This is a genomic window from Streptomyces sp. OZ13 (assembly GCF_052068155.1).
GTDB lineage: Bacteria > Actinomycetota > Actinomycetes > Streptomycetales > Streptomycetaceae > Streptomyces.
Genome location: NZ_JBQHCZ010000001.1, coordinates 288,372 through 302,015, shown reverse-complemented (window position 1 = coordinate 302,015; position 13,644 = coordinate 288,372). Strand labels below are relative to the sequence as shown.

The following is a 13,644-nucleotide window of genomic DNA, read 5'->3' as shown; positions in this document are numbered from 1 at the left end:
GGTCGCTTCAGCCAGGAGCAGGCCCGCGCATCACCGCAGACACAGGGACAAACACGCCCTGACCGGCCACGACGCGACTCTGCGGGCGATGTTTCCCGGAGCCGCGCCCGGTAGGCTGCAGCCTTGCCCTGCCTGCCCGAAAGGACCGCCGACGTGCCGACGTCCAGCGCCAGCGCCACCGACGCAGCCAAGCCCGCCGCCAGCGGCGGCGTGCAGTCCCTTGAGCGCGCCTTCGACCTGCTCGAACGAATGGCCGACGCCGGTGGCGAGGTCGGCCTCAGCGAGCTCTCCGCCAGCAGCGGTCTGCCGCTGCCCACGATCCACCGTCTGATGCGCACGCTGGTCGCCTGCGGCTACGTACGCCAGCAGCCCAACCGCCGCTACGCGCTCGGCCCCCGGCTGATCCGCCTCGGCGAGTCCGCCTCCCGGCTCCTCGGCACCTGGGCCCGCCCCTACCTCGCCCGCCTCGTCGAGGAGACCGGCGAGACGGCGAACATGGCGCTGCTCGACGGCGACGAGATCGTCTACGTGGCGCAGGTGCCCTCGAAGCACTCCATGCGCATGTTCACCGAGGTCGGCCGCCGGGTGCTGCCGCACTCCACCGGCGTGGGCAAGGCGCTGCTCGCGCACACCCCCGCGGAAGAGGTGCGGGCGCTGCTGGCCAGGACCGGGATGCCCGCCGCGACCGAGAAGACGATCACGACGCCGGAGGGCTTCCTCGAGGCGCTCGAGCAGGTCCGCCGCGCCGGCTACGCGGTCGACGACAACGAGCAGGAGATAGGGGTCCGCTGCCTCGCGGTCTCCGTGCCCGACTCCCCCACCGCCGCGGCCGTCTCGATCTCCGGTCCGGCGGGCCGGGTGACGGAGGCGGCGACGGAGAAGATCGTGCCCATCCTCCAGGAGGTCGCGCTCGACCTGTCGGCGGCGCTGGCCAACACCAACGCGCAGAGCTGACGACGCCGAAGGGCCGGGGTCCGGGGCCGGTAAGCGTCGTGGATACCGTAGCTGGACCTCCGGCGGTTGCGGCCGGCGCGCTCCCCGGCTGACTGAGCACGGTGGGCGCTCGCGCCGGTAGCGCCCGTCGGCCGCTGTGCTCAACCGCCCGAGCGCGGCAGGCGCGCGCACCGGTACTGCCCGGCCGCCGGTGCGTTCCCCGGCTGCCCGCGGGCGGGAGCCGGGCGCGCCGGTACCGCCCGGCGGCCCGGGACGCTATCTGGTTACCCGAAGAGGCCCCTGTACCGCCCGGCGGCGTACGCCGAGTAGGACGAGGCTGCGAAGACGGCGGCCGTCCGCGTTCCGGCAGGCCGGAGCCGCTCAACGCAGTACGGCCGCCAGCAGGTCCGCCCCCAGCGCCGTCAGATCGGGCAGATTGAGGTGGTGCCGGACGTAACGACCCTGCCGCCGGGCGGTGAGCAGGCCCGCGCGGCGCAGGACCGCGAGGTGGCGGGAGACCTCCGGAGGTGAGAGTTCCCAGGCGTGGGCCAGCTCGCCGGTGGTGTGCGGGCCGCGGGCCAGGGTGCGTAGCAGCCGAAGCCGTACCGGATGTGCGAGTGCCTCCAGCCGCAGGGTGACCGTTTCCAGCGATACCGGCTCCGAGGGACCCGGCTCGGCGACGGGGTACTGCACCACCGGCTGCCACCCGGGCGCGTGCACCACCACCAGATGAGGGCTGCCGAAGACACTGGGGATGAAGGTGACACCGGCGCCGTGGGCGGCGGTCGCCTTGTCCTGCAACTTGTCCACGATGATGCAGTCGCCGTCCGGTGCCAGGGTGAGGGCGCCCGAGACCGATGCGAGCGCCGCGCCGATGCCCCGGCGCTTCAACAGGTCGTTCTTCAGGCGCAGATCGGTGGCGAGCTGCACGGCGACGCCCGTCCACGCGGCGTCGAAGAAGGCTTCCGCGCACTGTTCGAGGGTGCGGCGCACCCGCGCCCGCACAGCGGCCGGGTCCGCGAGCAGCCGTTCGGCGAAGGCCTCTTGCCGCGCACCGCGGGCCTGGGCCAGGTCCAGGGCCCGCTCGCGCGCGGTCGCGTCGGTGAGCGGCGACGCCCCGGCGGAGTGGACCCGGTTGCTGCCGCACGTGGCGACGAGCGCGGCGGTCGCGTACGTCTCGTCGTCGATCCGGTCCACGTCGTCCAACTCCTCGGCGAGGGTCGGCCGAGGCCTGGCGGGGATCAGGAAGTCGGCCTGAGAGGACCGCCAGAGGAACTCCGCCTCCCGCAGCCGCTCTGCCAGCTCCGGCCGCAACCCGGACCAGACGTCCCCGGCCCAGCCGGCGTGCTGCGGATGATGCCCGGGTTCGGCCAGCACGTGCAGCATCGCGGTCAGTTCGGCCAGCGGGGAGGCGGCGAACCGCAGCCGCTCGGACGGCAGCCCGCCGATGTCGATCCTCAACGTCATCCCCTCAGCATCACCGACCGGGCGACGGCGACGGGGCCCGGTTGACGGTGTCCGTCAACCGACGTGGCAGTCCCGGCATCCGAACGCACCGTTGCCGCCATGCCGACCACCACCAAGATCCGGCCCCGCACCCTCGTCCGTGCCTCCGGAGGCCCCCGCTACGCCGTCGCCCTGGCCGTCGACGCGCTCGGAACCGGACTGCTGCGGCCCTTTCTGCTGCTCTACGGGGTGACCGTGCTCAGGTTGTCCGCGCCGGCCACGGGCATCGCCATGACGCTCGGCATCGTCGTGGGTCTGGTGTGCATGCCCGCGGTGGGCCGATGGCTGGACCGGGGCGCACGCAGCACGGTCGTGGCGGCGTCGATGCTGGTGCGGGCGCTCGGCGTGGCGCTGCTGCTGTCGACCCCGGCGGGTCACGTATGGCTGTTCGCGACGGCGGCGCTCCTCCTCGGCATCGGCAACCAGGCGTGGCCGGCCGCCCACGCGGCCCTCGTGGCCACGGTCGCCCACGGCAGGGACCGCGACGCCGCTCTCGCGGCAGGCCGCGCCCTTCGCAACGCCGGTCTGGGGGTGGGCGCGCTCATCGCCACCGCGTGCCTGGCGGGCGGCACGACCGCCCTGCAGGCGCTGGCGGCCGTCACCGGGCTCGCCTGTCTCGTTTCGGCGGCCTTGGCGTGGTCGATCCGCCTGCACGCGCGTCCGGCCGCTGCCCCGGCCGAGGACAAGACCGACGGGCCCGCGCCTCGGATGCGGGCGCTGCTGGCCGCCAACGTGGTCTACGTCTTCTGCCTCAACGTCCCCGAGATCGCGCTCCCTCTGGTCCTGGTGACGCAGCTGCACGCGTCGCCGGTGTGGTCGGCGGCCATCTTCGTGGCCAACACGGTGCTGGTGGTCACCCTGCAGGTTCCCCTCACCGTCCTGATGTCCCGCTTCCCCCGGCGGCATGTGCTGGCTCTCGCCGGCGTGGTGCTCGCCGCGTCCTATCTCGGCTTTCTCGCGGCCACCTCCTTGGGACACGGCTGGGGCGCCCCCGCAGTCGCCGCGGTGTCCGTGGTCTGCACGATCGGCGAGATCATCTACGCCGGCAGCGCCACCGCGCTCGTCACCGCCCTCGCTCCGCCCCACGTCCTGGGACGTGCCCTCGCCCGCTTCGAGCTCTCCACCGGCTTCGGCCTCGCCGTCTCCCCGGCGGCCATCACCGCTCTCGCACCCCACGGCGCGGCCGCCCTCTGGGGGAGCCTCGCCGCTGCGACGCTCGTCTCCGCCTCCGCCGTCGCCACCGAGAAGGACCAGGGGGCGCGGCTCAGCGGTTACCGCCCCCGGACACGAGCAGGCTCATGAGCCCGCACATCGTGTCCGGCCACGGTCCGAAGCACCGGTGGACGAGAACCGGGACCGCGCGAACGCGGTCCCGGGCCCCGCGCCGTGCCTCAGACCAGCGTCAGCGCGTACACCTCCACCCGCGGGTCGTCCGGCAGGCTCAGCGAACGCACCGTCTTCCCGGCCTCGAGCGGCGCCGATGTCGCGAACAGCCGTACCGAAGGACCGTCGACGCCCTGGCCCCGCCGGATCCGGTGGTCCATGTCGAGCGCGACGGTGCTGCCGCCGGGTGCCGAGCCCGCCCAGTCGCCCACGGTCACGGGCAGTTCGGCGCTGGTGCCGTCGGTGTAGCGGACGACGATCGTCGTGGCCACCGTGCCGTTGTGGGCGGCCGCCACCAGCCGGAGCGCGCTGTGCCGCCCCGCCGGCAGGAGCATCGACTGCCCGCGCGCCTCGGTGAAGTTGGCGGCCGTACCGGACGCGTCGGGCGCCTGGTACGTGACGCCGTCCCAGGTCACCGGGCCGGCCTTCGGCAGCAGTGCGGCATCGTAGCTCCAGCCGCCGCCGTCGAAGTCACCCTCGTCGGAGGCGGCGACGGTCGCGGTGCCGTCGTGGTTCGCCTCCCGGGAGAGATCCACCGCGCACTGGCCGCCGTTCGCCGTCGCGCACCGGTTCGGCTCACGGACCTCGACGGTGGCCTCCCGCACCAGGCTCTCCACGCCGGTGCCCGTCACCTCGATGCGCACCGGGTAGGAGCCCGGCGCGGTTCCCGCCGGCACGCTCACCTCGGCCTCCACCGTGCGCTGCACGGGCAGCCGGCGGGAGTCGAGCGTGAAGGACGTCGGCATCCGCACCGCCCAGCCCTCAGGGGTCCGCGCCCGCACGGTGACCCGCAGCGCGCCGGGAGCCTGGCCCAGCACGTCGAGGGCGAGGTGGGCGGTCTGCGGTGTGTCGCCCCGCGGTACGACGTCGGAGCCTGCCCGCAGGGAGGCGTCCAGCCGGCTGCGGGAGTCGGCGGCCGCGCGGTTCACCGAGGGCGGCTCCGCGCTCCTGCCGGTGCCCCAGGAGGACGGCTCGTCGCCCAGTTCGTGGGCGAGGGTGCCGCCGTGGGCGACGGCGTCCCAGTCGAGCCAGGTCCGGCGCAGGTCGCGGCCGTCGAACGAGGACCGCTGGATGTAGCGGGTGGTGTCGCTCGCGCCCGGCGCCTTGATCGTCAGGGTGCCGCCCTGCTCCTCGCCGTACGTGCCGACGCGGACGGCGGCGGAGGAGAACTGCGGGCTGGAGACGGCGAGGAAGTCGCCGCCGCTCATCGTCGGGTAGAGGCCGAGGGAGGAGAAGACGTACCAGGCGGACATGGTGCCCAGGTCGTCGTTGCCGGTCATGCCGTCGGGGCCGTTGGTGAACAGGGTCATCGCCGCGCGGACGACGGTCGCCGTCTTCGCGGGCGCGCCCGCCCACAGGTACATGTACGGGGCGTGCAGATCGGGCTCGTTGTTCGGGTTGTAGGTCGGCTTGCCGTAGTAGTCGTACGGCGCGGAGATCCAGTCCTCGCGGGCCGTGCGCTCCGGATCGGTGAGCAGCTTGTCGTACGCGAAGAAGGAGTCGAGCCGCTTCTCGGTGGCGGACCTGCCGCCCATCAGAGTGACCAGACCGGCCGGGTCCTGCGGCACCAGCCACTGGTACTGGTGCGCGCCGCCCTCGTGGAACTGGTGGGCCGCCTCGACCGGGTCGTACGGCGTCAGCCACGTCCCCTCGGCCGTACGCGGCCGGAACTGACCGATCCGCGAGTCCCACAGGTTGCGGTACCACTGGCCGCGCGCCGCGAATGTCCGGGCGTCCTCCGCGTGGCCCAGCTCACGGGCCATCAGGGCCAGCGAAGCGTCGGCCGCGGCGTACTCGAGGGTCGCGGAGGCGGGGTGCTTGCAGTCGTTGTCTCCGCCCTTGTCCGCGCAGTCCTTGCCGAGCTCCAGGCCGGAGGGGACGTAGCCGCGCTCCTTGTAGTGCTCCACCCCGGAACGGCCGTTGTAGGGCGAACCGGCGGGCGGGGTGCTGGTCGCGTTCTTGCGCAGGAGTGCGTACGCCTCCTCCTCGTGGCCCGTGAGCAGCCCCTTGGACCAGGCCTCGACGAGGAACGGCGTCACGGGGTCGCCGGTCATGATGTTGGTCTCGCTGTTGGCGAGCGCCCAGCGCGGCAGCCAGCCGCCGTCGCGTCCGGCGGCGACGACCGAGAGCGCCACATCACGGGCCACCTGCGGCTGGAGCAGCTCGAGCAGCTGGTTCTGCGGCCGGTAGGTGTCCCACAGGGAGAGGTTCTGGTACGGCGTGAACCCGTCCGCGGTGTGCGCCTTGCCGTCGAAGCCGGCGTAACGGCCGTCCACGTCGCCGGCGAGGTTCGGGTGCAACTGGGCGTGGTAGAGCGCCGTGTAGAAGGCCCGTTGCCGCTCGACGGTGCCCCCGCCGACCTCGACGGAGCGGAGCTGACGCTGCCAGGTGGCCCGCAGATCGGCGCGGGTGGCGTCGAAGTCGTACGAGTCGCCGGTCTCGGCCGCCAGGTTCTTGCGCGCGCCCTCGATGCCCGTGTACGACAGGCCGACCTTGACGACCACGTCGCGGTCGTCGGCCGCGTCGAACGTCACCCAGGCGCCGTTGCCGCCCTCGCCCCCGGCATCACGGCCTCCGGGGGTGCGGGCGTCGCCGCGCCAGGTGCCGTGCGAGGCGAAGGGCCGGTCGAAGGTGGCGGTGAAGTGGACGGTGTGGCGGTCCTTGCCGGCGCAGAAGTTCCCGGCCTCCACGCGGCCTTCGACGGTGCGGTCGCCGATGACACGCACCTCGGAGTCGTACACCCGCTGGTTGGCCTTGCCGGTGTTGAACAGGACGTTGGCCTGACCGGTCGCGGGGAAGGTGTAGCGCTGCCAGCCGGTGCGGGGCGTGGCGGTGAGCTCCGCGTCGATGCCGTACGTCTTCAGGCCGACGCGGTAGTAGCCGGGCTCGGCCTCCTCGTCGTCGTGGGAGTAGGCGGACCGGTAGCGGGACGGATCGACGGTGTCGACCGCTCCGGTGGTGGGCATCAGGGGCAGTTCGCCGGCGACGGAGCAACCGACGCCGGAGAGATGGGTCTGGCTGAACCCGTGGATCCTGTCCTGCTGGTAGTCGTAGCCGCCCTGTCCGCCGGTGTCGGGGCTGACCTGCACCATGCCGAACGGGGCGCTCGCGCCCGGGAAGGTGTTGCCGAAGTTCTGCGTGCCGACGAAGGGGTTGACCAGCGCGGCGGGGTCCTCGGCCACCGGCGCGGCGGCCTGCGCGGCGGGAGCGGGGGCGAGGAGCCCGCCCCACGCCATGGCGGCCGCCAGCGGAAGGGCGGCGGCCCGCGTCGTGCGCGCCCGTATTCTCCTGAGCAGTGGGTGCATGGGCGTCCCTCTCCTGAAATCCATGGACCGGCGCGGAGACTTGACCATGCATCTGACATCGTTGTCAACGCCCTGGACCGATTTCCCGGCCGGCCGGAAACGGATTCAGCGCGGTCGTTCGGCGGGACGCGGCGAGCGCGGGGGTCAGCCGGCCGTCCGCCGTGGTGGCCGTGCGGTCCGTCCGTTCCGGATGCGTCCGGTCGTGCGTCACCAGCACCGTCGCCGTCGACCGCTCGCGGGTCAGACGCACCGGCAGATCCAGGTACCGGATCTCGAGCGCCGCTCGCCGGCCGGCGCGCCGCAACGGCTGTGTGCCCGCGCCCACGGGCCCGCGGTGCGGTTCGGTGTCAGCGGCACTGCCGTCGACCTGCCGACGGCCTACGACGTGGCTGCTGCGGACCGCTTCGCTCTTCCTGAGCCGGGCGACGGCGAAGTCCCACCTCGTACACATCCACGCCAAGCCGGGGGTCGATTCCCGCACGTCCGCGGTGGCGACGGCGCGGAGCTGATCCGACGGTGATCCCGCACGGTCCCGCCGACGGGGGCGCGAACCCGGCGCGGCCGGGTTCTGCGGCGTTCCCCCCTCGCGAAGCGACCGGTTTCCGGCCCTGCGGCTCGGGCAGCCGCAGAGGTGGAGACTACGAAAGGACCGACATGAGTGCCGGAGAGAAGGCCAAGGCCAAGGCCGAGCAGGTTGTCGGCAGGGCCGTGCGGAAGGCGGCCCACGCGATGGGCAAGGAGACCACCGCGGCCAAGGGCGCCGCCCTGGAGACACGGGGCAGGGCGCGCGAAACCAAGGAGAATTCGAAGCACGGATTCAGGCGCTGACCGCGTCACCGCGTGCGCCGGGACGCCCACCGGGGGCGGCGGCACGGGCGCGGCCGGGACACCCGCCGTATCCTTCCCGCCGCCCGGCGGACCGGATCCGTGCGGAGCACGAGGAGCGAAGAGATGCGTGTGATCACGTAGTCCGTGGAGGCGGGCGCACCGGACGGCATCCGGTGGACCCGGCTCCAGGGTCGGCCACGGCGCCGGCCGTACCGTGTACCCACCGGTGGACGCCCGTCTCCGCCATCGCGCGGCGGTGGCGGAGACGGGCGTCCACCGGATCAACGGCGCTGCGGCGGTGCCTCACCGAAGAGGTCGACGGCGGCGCGCACCTGCATCAGCGCGGGCGACAGCGCGCTCACCGAGCCGACGGCGCCCGCGATCAGCAGCAGCGAGCGCCGCATCCGCGGGATCTCGGGGTCTCCCGCCGCCACCATCGCCGCCAGCACCGCCAGTTCGTCCTCCGCGATCCCCCGGTCGCTGAACTCGGCGGGATAGCCCGCGAGTTCGCGTCTGAGCCTGGCGACGGCAGCACGCAGCTCCGCCGCTCTCGGCTCCTCGCCACTGCCCCTGCCTGTCACCCGCGTCTGCCCCACGCTCCGCAACAAAGCCAGCCCCTCGCACGTCCTTGTGCACTCCACGGTCCCGCCGGGGTCGTGGTCAACGCCCGAGGGGTGCGGGCCAGTTAACGCCATCCGGGTGACGGTGCGCCACCGTGCGGACGCAATTCAGGACGTCGGAACGACGTCCATCGCGTTGCGCCACACGGTCACATCGACGGAGATGAACTTGCTGGGGTCGTTCTCCGGCGACTTGCCCTGGTAGGTGAGCAGGCCGACATGGCCGGAATCCGTCAGCACGCAGATCTGGGAGCCCTTGGAGAGCAGCCCCGTTTCGATGGTGGTCGTGTAGCGGGTGTCGTTACGGCAGGTGTCGAGGTCGCCGGTCTGCCCGGTGCGGAGCAGGATCATCCGGCCGGTCTCGGTCTCGACCTGGTTGAGGTCGCCCTCGTACTCGAAGTCCGCGTTGGAGTCGTCGTTGACGGGCTTGACCGGATCGTGGTCGAGGAAGACGTGGTAGTTGTTCACGATGTCGAGCCCCGTGTAGGTCTTGGGCTCGGGGTCGGGAACCACGTCGCCGGGCGCGGTGTCGAGTCCGTCGCCCTCGTTGCCGGGCGTGGAGGCGCCACCGGACGGGGTGCTGCCGGCGGGCTTGGACGATTCGGGGGCGCCCTTGTCCTGGCTCTCGGTCTTCTTGCCCGAGTCCTTGTCGGAGAGCGCCAGATACGCGCCGCCGCCCGCGGCGCCGCCCAGCACGAGAGTGGCCACCAGCGCGATGGCGAGCGTGCGGCCCTTCTTCTTTTTGGGCGCGGCGTCCGGTCCCTGCTGTGCGACGGTGCCGTACGGCTGAGGGCCGGTGTGCTGGTGGTGCTGCGCCGTTTGCGGGTAGCCGTAGCCGGGGGCCTGCTGCGCCGACTGCGGATAGGCGTACGTGGGCTGCTGCGGCTGGGTCCCGGGCTGCTGGTGAGCGGCCTGCTGCGGCTGCATCATGTGCTGCTGCGGCTGGGCCGGCGGCTGCTGGTGCGTCTGAGGCTGCGGGGCGGGACCGAATCCGGGCGGCGGCGTCGACGGCGCGGCGTGCGCGGTCGGCTGGTGGGTCGGGGCGGGCGCGGCCGGGGCCTGGGGGGCCGCCGTCGGCGGGGTCACGGCGGGCTGGCCGGCCGCGGGGGTGACCGGCGGCGCGGGCGCCGCCTTGCGGGTCGTGATCTCGGCGGCGACCGCGCTGGGCAGCCACTCCTCCGGGCGCCGCAGCACCGTTTCGGCGTTGGCCGCCTGGCAGATGCTCAGGATCTCGGCGACGGAGGGCCGGTTCTCCGGCTCCTTGACCATGCAGCGTGTCACCAGCTCGCGCAGCTCGTCGGGGAGTCCGGTGAGGTCGGGCTCCTCGTGCACGATCCGGTAGAGCACGCCGTGCGAAGTGCCTTCGCCGAACGCCGCCTTGCCCGTCGCCGCGTACGCCGTGAGCTGGCCGAGGGCGAAGATGTCGGTGGCCGGGGTGACATGGCTGCCCGCGGCCTGCTCGGGCGCCATGAACGACGGTGTGCCGATGGTGACCCCGCTGCTGGTGAGCGAGGTGGCGTCGGCGGCGCGCGCGATGCCGAAGTCGATGACGCGCGGGCCGTCGGCGGCGAGGAGGACGTTGGCGGGCTTCAGGTCACGGTGGACGATGCCGGCGCCGTGGATGATCTGCAGCGCCTCCGCGATGCCGGCCACCAGCAACAGCACCGTCTGCACGGGCAGTTTGCCGTGCTGGGCCACGGCGTCCGCGAGGGACGGACCGGGGACGTAGGCGGTGGCCAGCCAGGGCTGCTCGGCGTCGGCGTCGGCGTCGATGACGGGCGCGGTGAACAGGCCCTGCACCCGCTGGGCGGCCTGTACCTCCTGCGCGAAACGGCGCCGGAACTCGGCGTCCTGGCCGAAGTCGGGCCGGATCACCTTGATGGCGACGGCGCGTCCTCCGGGCGTGTAGGAGAGGTAGACCTTGCCCATGCCGCCGGCGCCGAGGCGGGCGGCGAGCTTGTATCCGGCGACGTGCTTCGGATCGTCCTCACCCAGCGGCTTGAAGACCGTTCCCTGGTGTGCGCGGCCACTCATCGACTCTTGATCCCCCATGGCGAACCTCAGTATGGAAGGTGCACCTTATCCAAGTCGCACCCTGCTCTCCACGTCGGACGACGCCCGCCCCACGGGCGGTTGCAGGAACGCGTGGGCAACGCCCGTTCGGAGCAGCGTCCCACGGGGCGGATGTCCGTGTATTCGCCCTCTTATGGGATAAGGAGTCCCCATGTCCTCTCCCCGTACTCCGACGGACCCTCACCAGCCGGTCGTCGCCGGATTGTTGCTCGCGGCCGGCGGCGGCAGGCGGCTGGGCGGCCGACCGAAGGCGTTGCTGGAACACCGCGGCAGTCCGCTCGTCGAGCACGCCGTGCGGACGCTGCGCGAGGGCGGCTGCGGTCCGGTGCATGTGGTGCTGGGCGCGGCGGCGGACCGCGTACGGGAGGAGGCGGACCTGACCGGATGCGTGGTGCGGGACAACCCGGCGTGGGAGGAGGGGATGGGGTCGTCGTTGCGGGTGGGGCTCGCCTCGCTGGGAGCGGCGGACGCGGCGCTGGTGCTGCTGGTGGACCAGCCGGGGATCGGCGCGGAGGCGGTGGCGCGGGTGCGTGCGGCCTACCGCTCCCGTTCGTCGCTGGCGGCCGCGGCGTACGGGGGGCGGCGGGGGCATCCGGTGCTGTTCGGCGCGGACCGCTGGGACGGGATCGCGGCGGGGGCCGAGGGCGATCAGGGGGCGCGGGCGTATCTGCGCGCCCATGCCGACGCGATCACGCTCGTCGAGTGCGGCGACGTGGCACAGGAGTACGACATCGACACCCCGGAGGATCTCCGGTACCTGCTGTGAACGGCGTGGCACGGTGCGCCACGGTCTGTCGACCCGGAGAATCTCGATATCAACAAACCATTGAACTTCCACCATGCGGTAACTAGTATCCACTGATCAGAAGCGCCTGACTGCTCGGACGGCGCCTTCGGCCGTACCCCGGAGCCACTGGCACTGAGTGCCGTCACCGGCGACCCGGCGGCCGCACGGCGCCCCCGCACCGCCCGTGAAGCATGCGAAGCATGTGAAGCTCGCTGAAGGAAGTGACAGCTCATGTCCGCACCAGCGCCGTCCCCGCTGGCCATCGTCGAAGCCGAGCCCCTGCCCCGGCAGGAAGAGGTCCTCACCGACGCGGCCCTCGCGTTCGTGGCCGAGCTGCACCGGCGCTTCACCCCGCGCCGCGACGAGCTGCTCGCCCGCCGCGCCGAGCGCCGCGCCGAGATCGCCCGCACCTCCACCCTGGACTTCCTCCCGGAGACCGCCGCGATCCGCGCGGACGACTCCTGGAAGGTCGCGGAGGCCCCCGCGGCCCTGAACGACCGCCGCGTGGAGATCACCGGACCGACCGACCGCAAGATGACCATCAACGCCCTCAACTCGGGCGCGAAGGTCTGGCTCGCCGACTTCGAGGACGCGTCCGCCCCCACCTGGGAGAACGTGATCCTCGGCCAGCTCAATCTCATCGACGCCTACGAGCGCCGGATCGACTTCACCGACCCGAGGTCGGGCAAGACGTACGCCCTGAAGCCCGCGGCGGAGCTCGCGACCGTCGTGATGCGCCCGCGCGGCTGGCACCTCGCCGAGCGCCACATCACCGTGGACGGAATCCCGGTGCCCGGCGCGCTGGTCGACTTCGGCCTCTACTTCTTCCACAACGCCCGGCGCCTGCTGGACCTCGGCAAGGGCCCGTACTTCTACCTGCCGAAGACCGAGTCGCACCTGGAGGCCCGCCTCTGGAACGACATCTTCGTCTTCGCCCAGGACCATGTCGGCGTCCCGCAGGGCTCGGTCCGCGCGACCGTGCTGATCGAGACGATCACCGCGGCGTACGAGATGGAGGAGATCCTCTACGAGCTCCGCGACCACGCCTCCGGTCTGAACGCCGGCCGCTGGGACTACCTGTTCTCCATCGTCAAGAACTTCCGTGACGGCGGCGAGAAGTTCGTCCTCCCGGACCGCAACGCGGTGACGATGACCGCCCCGTTCATGCGGGCGTACACCGAACTGCTGGTGCGCACCTGCCACAAGCGCGGCGCGCACGCGATCGGCGGCATGGCCGCGTTCATCCCGTCCCGCAAGGACGCCGAGGTCAACAAGGTCGCGTTCGAGAAGGTCAAGGCCGACAAGGACCGCGAGGCCGGCGACGGCTTCGACGGCTCCTGGGTCGCCCACCCGGACCTGGTGCCCATCGCGATGGCCTCGTTCGACGCGGTCCTCGGCGACCGGCCGAACCAGAAGGACCGCCTGCGCGAGGACGTCTCCGTGGCGCCCGGCGACCTGATCGCCGTCGACTCCCTCGACGCCAGGCCCACGTACGAGGGCCTGCGCAACGCCGTCCAGGTCGGCATCCGCTACATCGAGGCGTGGCTGCGCGGCCTCGGCGCCGTGGCCATCTTCAACCTGATGGAGGACGCGGCGACGGCGGAGATCTCCCGTTCCCAGATCTGGCAGTGGATCAACGCGGGCGTCGTCTTCGAGAACGGCGAGCGCGCCACTCCGGAGCTGGCAAGGAAGGTCGCGGCGGAGGAACTGGCCGCGATCCGCGAGGAAGTCGGCGAGGAGGCCTTCGCGTCCGGCAACTGGCAGCAGGCACACGACCTGCTGCTGAAGGTGGCCCTCGACGAGAACTACGAGGACTTCCTGACGCTGCCCGCGTACGAGCAGCTCGTCGGCTGACGCCTGCCCCCCTGCGCCGCGCCGCGCTTCGCACCACTCCCGCACCGCCCCCGGTACCGCACAGCACCGGGGGCGGTGCCTGCGCTGTCCGCGGGCGGAGTGGTGCGCTCCACCTGAAGGTGACTATCGGTCAACTTCTGGCCGGAAAACCTTACGCCGCCGCCCCTCCTTCACAGGAGACACACAGGTAACACCGCCGATGAGCACGAGATTTGCACAGCAGGTTCGACCAAAACTCCCGCACATGCTGCCGTGGAGTCCGGCCCGAGCGCTGAAATCGGCTCTTGCTCATCCAGGTTGACCTGTGCCTATGGTGATCGCCGCGCGCGTGGTGGATCTTGACCAATCCACCGTG

At 72.3% G+C, this 13,644-nt stretch carries 9 protein-coding genes and 2 pseudogenes; 6 read left to right on the top strand and 5 right to left on the bottom strand.

What is annotated here, in order from left to right; genetic code table 11:
- The first annotated feature begins 153 nt into the window (after window positions 1-153).
- Window positions 154-954 carry an IclR family transcriptional regulator gene (locus ACTMTU_RS01325; protein WP_053556767.1) on the top strand — a complete coding sequence of 267 codons (801 nt, stop codon included), beginning with the start codon at window positions 154-156 and terminating at the stop codon, window positions 952-954.
- Window positions 955-1,314: 360 nt separating this feature from the next.
- On the opposite strand, the gene ACTMTU_RS01320 is transcribed toward ACTMTU_RS01325, so the two are convergent.
- Window positions 1,315-2,400, bottom strand: a complete 1,086-nt coding sequence (locus ACTMTU_RS01320) for a DUF5937 family protein (protein ID WP_441261534.1) — start codon at window positions 2,398-2,400, stop codon at window positions 1,315-1,317.
- Window positions 2,401-2,499: 99 nt separating this feature from the next.
- Here ACTMTU_RS01320 and ACTMTU_RS01315 point away from each other — a divergent pair, with 99 nt between their 5' ends.
- Window positions 2,500-3,741, top strand: coding sequence for an MFS transporter (locus ACTMTU_RS01315; protein ID WP_441261533.1), 1,242 nt, complete (start codon window positions 2,500-2,502; stop codon window positions 3,739-3,741).
- 89 nt (window positions 3,742-3,830) lie between these two features.
- Here the strand turns inward: ACTMTU_RS01315 and ACTMTU_RS01310 are convergent, their stop codons facing one another.
- Window positions 3,831-7,127: a GH92 family glycosyl hydrolase gene (locus ACTMTU_RS01310; RefSeq protein WP_441261532.1), complete on the bottom strand. Its 3,297-nt coding sequence runs from the start codon at window positions 7,125-7,127 to the stop codon at window positions 3,831-3,833.
- 64 nt (window positions 7,128-7,191) lie between these two features.
- Window positions 7,192-7,389 (bottom strand): annotated as a pseudogene (locus ACTMTU_RS01305) (hypothetical protein); the annotation flags it as partial.
- A 145-nt stretch (window positions 7,390-7,534) separates the two neighbouring features.
- Here ACTMTU_RS01305 and ACTMTU_RS01300 point away from each other — a divergent pair.
- Window positions 7,535-7,636 (top strand): annotated as a pseudogene (locus ACTMTU_RS01300) (DNA-binding response regulator); the annotation flags it as partial.
- Between the two features lie 145 nt (window positions 7,637-7,781).
- A complete protein-coding gene (locus ACTMTU_RS01295; RefSeq protein ID WP_005309793.1) occupies window positions 7,782-7,955 on the top strand; it encodes a hypothetical protein in 174 nt (57 codons plus the stop codon).
- A gap of 281 nt (window positions 7,956-8,236) precedes the next feature.
- Here ACTMTU_RS01295 and ACTMTU_RS01290 read toward each other — a convergent pair whose 3' ends face one another.
- Complete coding sequence (locus ACTMTU_RS01290) at window positions 8,237-8,563, bottom strand: DUF5955 family protein (protein WP_189465703.1); 327 nt, start codon at window positions 8,561-8,563, stop codon at window positions 8,237-8,239.
- Between the two features lie 120 nt (window positions 8,564-8,683).
- Window positions 8,684-10,609 carry a serine/threonine-protein kinase gene (locus ACTMTU_RS01285; protein ID WP_441261531.1) on the bottom strand — a complete coding sequence of 642 codons (1,926 nt, stop codon included), beginning with the start codon at window positions 10,607-10,609 and terminating at the stop codon, window positions 8,684-8,686.
- A 190-nt stretch (window positions 10,610-10,799) separates the two neighbouring features.
- Here ACTMTU_RS01285 and ACTMTU_RS01280 point away from each other — a divergent pair, with 190 nt between their 5' ends.
- Both ACTMTU_RS01280 and aceB read left to right on the top strand, forming a co-directional pair.
- Window positions 10,800-11,414: a nucleotidyltransferase family protein gene (locus ACTMTU_RS01280; RefSeq protein ID WP_441261530.1), complete on the top strand. Its 615-nt coding sequence runs from the start codon at window positions 10,800-10,802 to the stop codon at window positions 11,412-11,414.
- A 252-nt stretch (window positions 11,415-11,666) separates the two neighbouring features.
- Window positions 11,667-13,289: a malate synthase A gene (gene aceB, locus ACTMTU_RS01275; RefSeq protein WP_441261529.1), complete on the top strand. Its 1,623-nt coding sequence runs from the start codon at window positions 11,667-11,669 to the stop codon at window positions 13,287-13,289.
- Window positions 13,290-13,644 lie beyond the last annotated feature (355 nt).

Bases quoted from the DNA above. Each gene is read 5' to 3' on its own strand.
- ACTMTU_RS01320 (WP_441261534.1), bottom strand. From the start codon at position 2,400: ATGACGTTGAGGATCGACATCGGCGGGCTGCCGTCCGAGCGGCTGCGG.
- ACTMTU_RS01315 (WP_441261533.1), top strand. From the start codon at position 2,500: ATGCCGACCACCACCAAGATCCGGCCCCGCACCCTCGTCCGTGCCTCC.
- ACTMTU_RS01310 (WP_441261532.1), bottom strand. From the start codon at position 7,127: ATGCACCCACTGCTCAGGAGAATACGGGCGCGCACGACGCGGGCCGCC.
- ACTMTU_RS01295 (WP_005309793.1), top strand. From the start codon at position 7,782: ATGAGTGCCGGAGAGAAGGCCAAGGCCAAGGCCGAGCAGGTTGTCGGC.
- ACTMTU_RS01285 (WP_441261531.1), bottom strand. From the start codon at position 10,609: ATGAGTGGCCGCGCACACCAGGGAACGGTCTTCAAGCCGCTGGGTGAG.
- ACTMTU_RS01280 (WP_441261530.1), top strand. From the start codon at position 10,800: ATGTCCTCTCCCCGTACTCCGACGGACCCTCACCAGCCGGTCGTCGCC.
- aceB (WP_441261529.1), top strand. From the start codon at position 11,667: ATGTCCGCACCAGCGCCGTCCCCGCTGGCCATCGTCGAAGCCGAGCCC.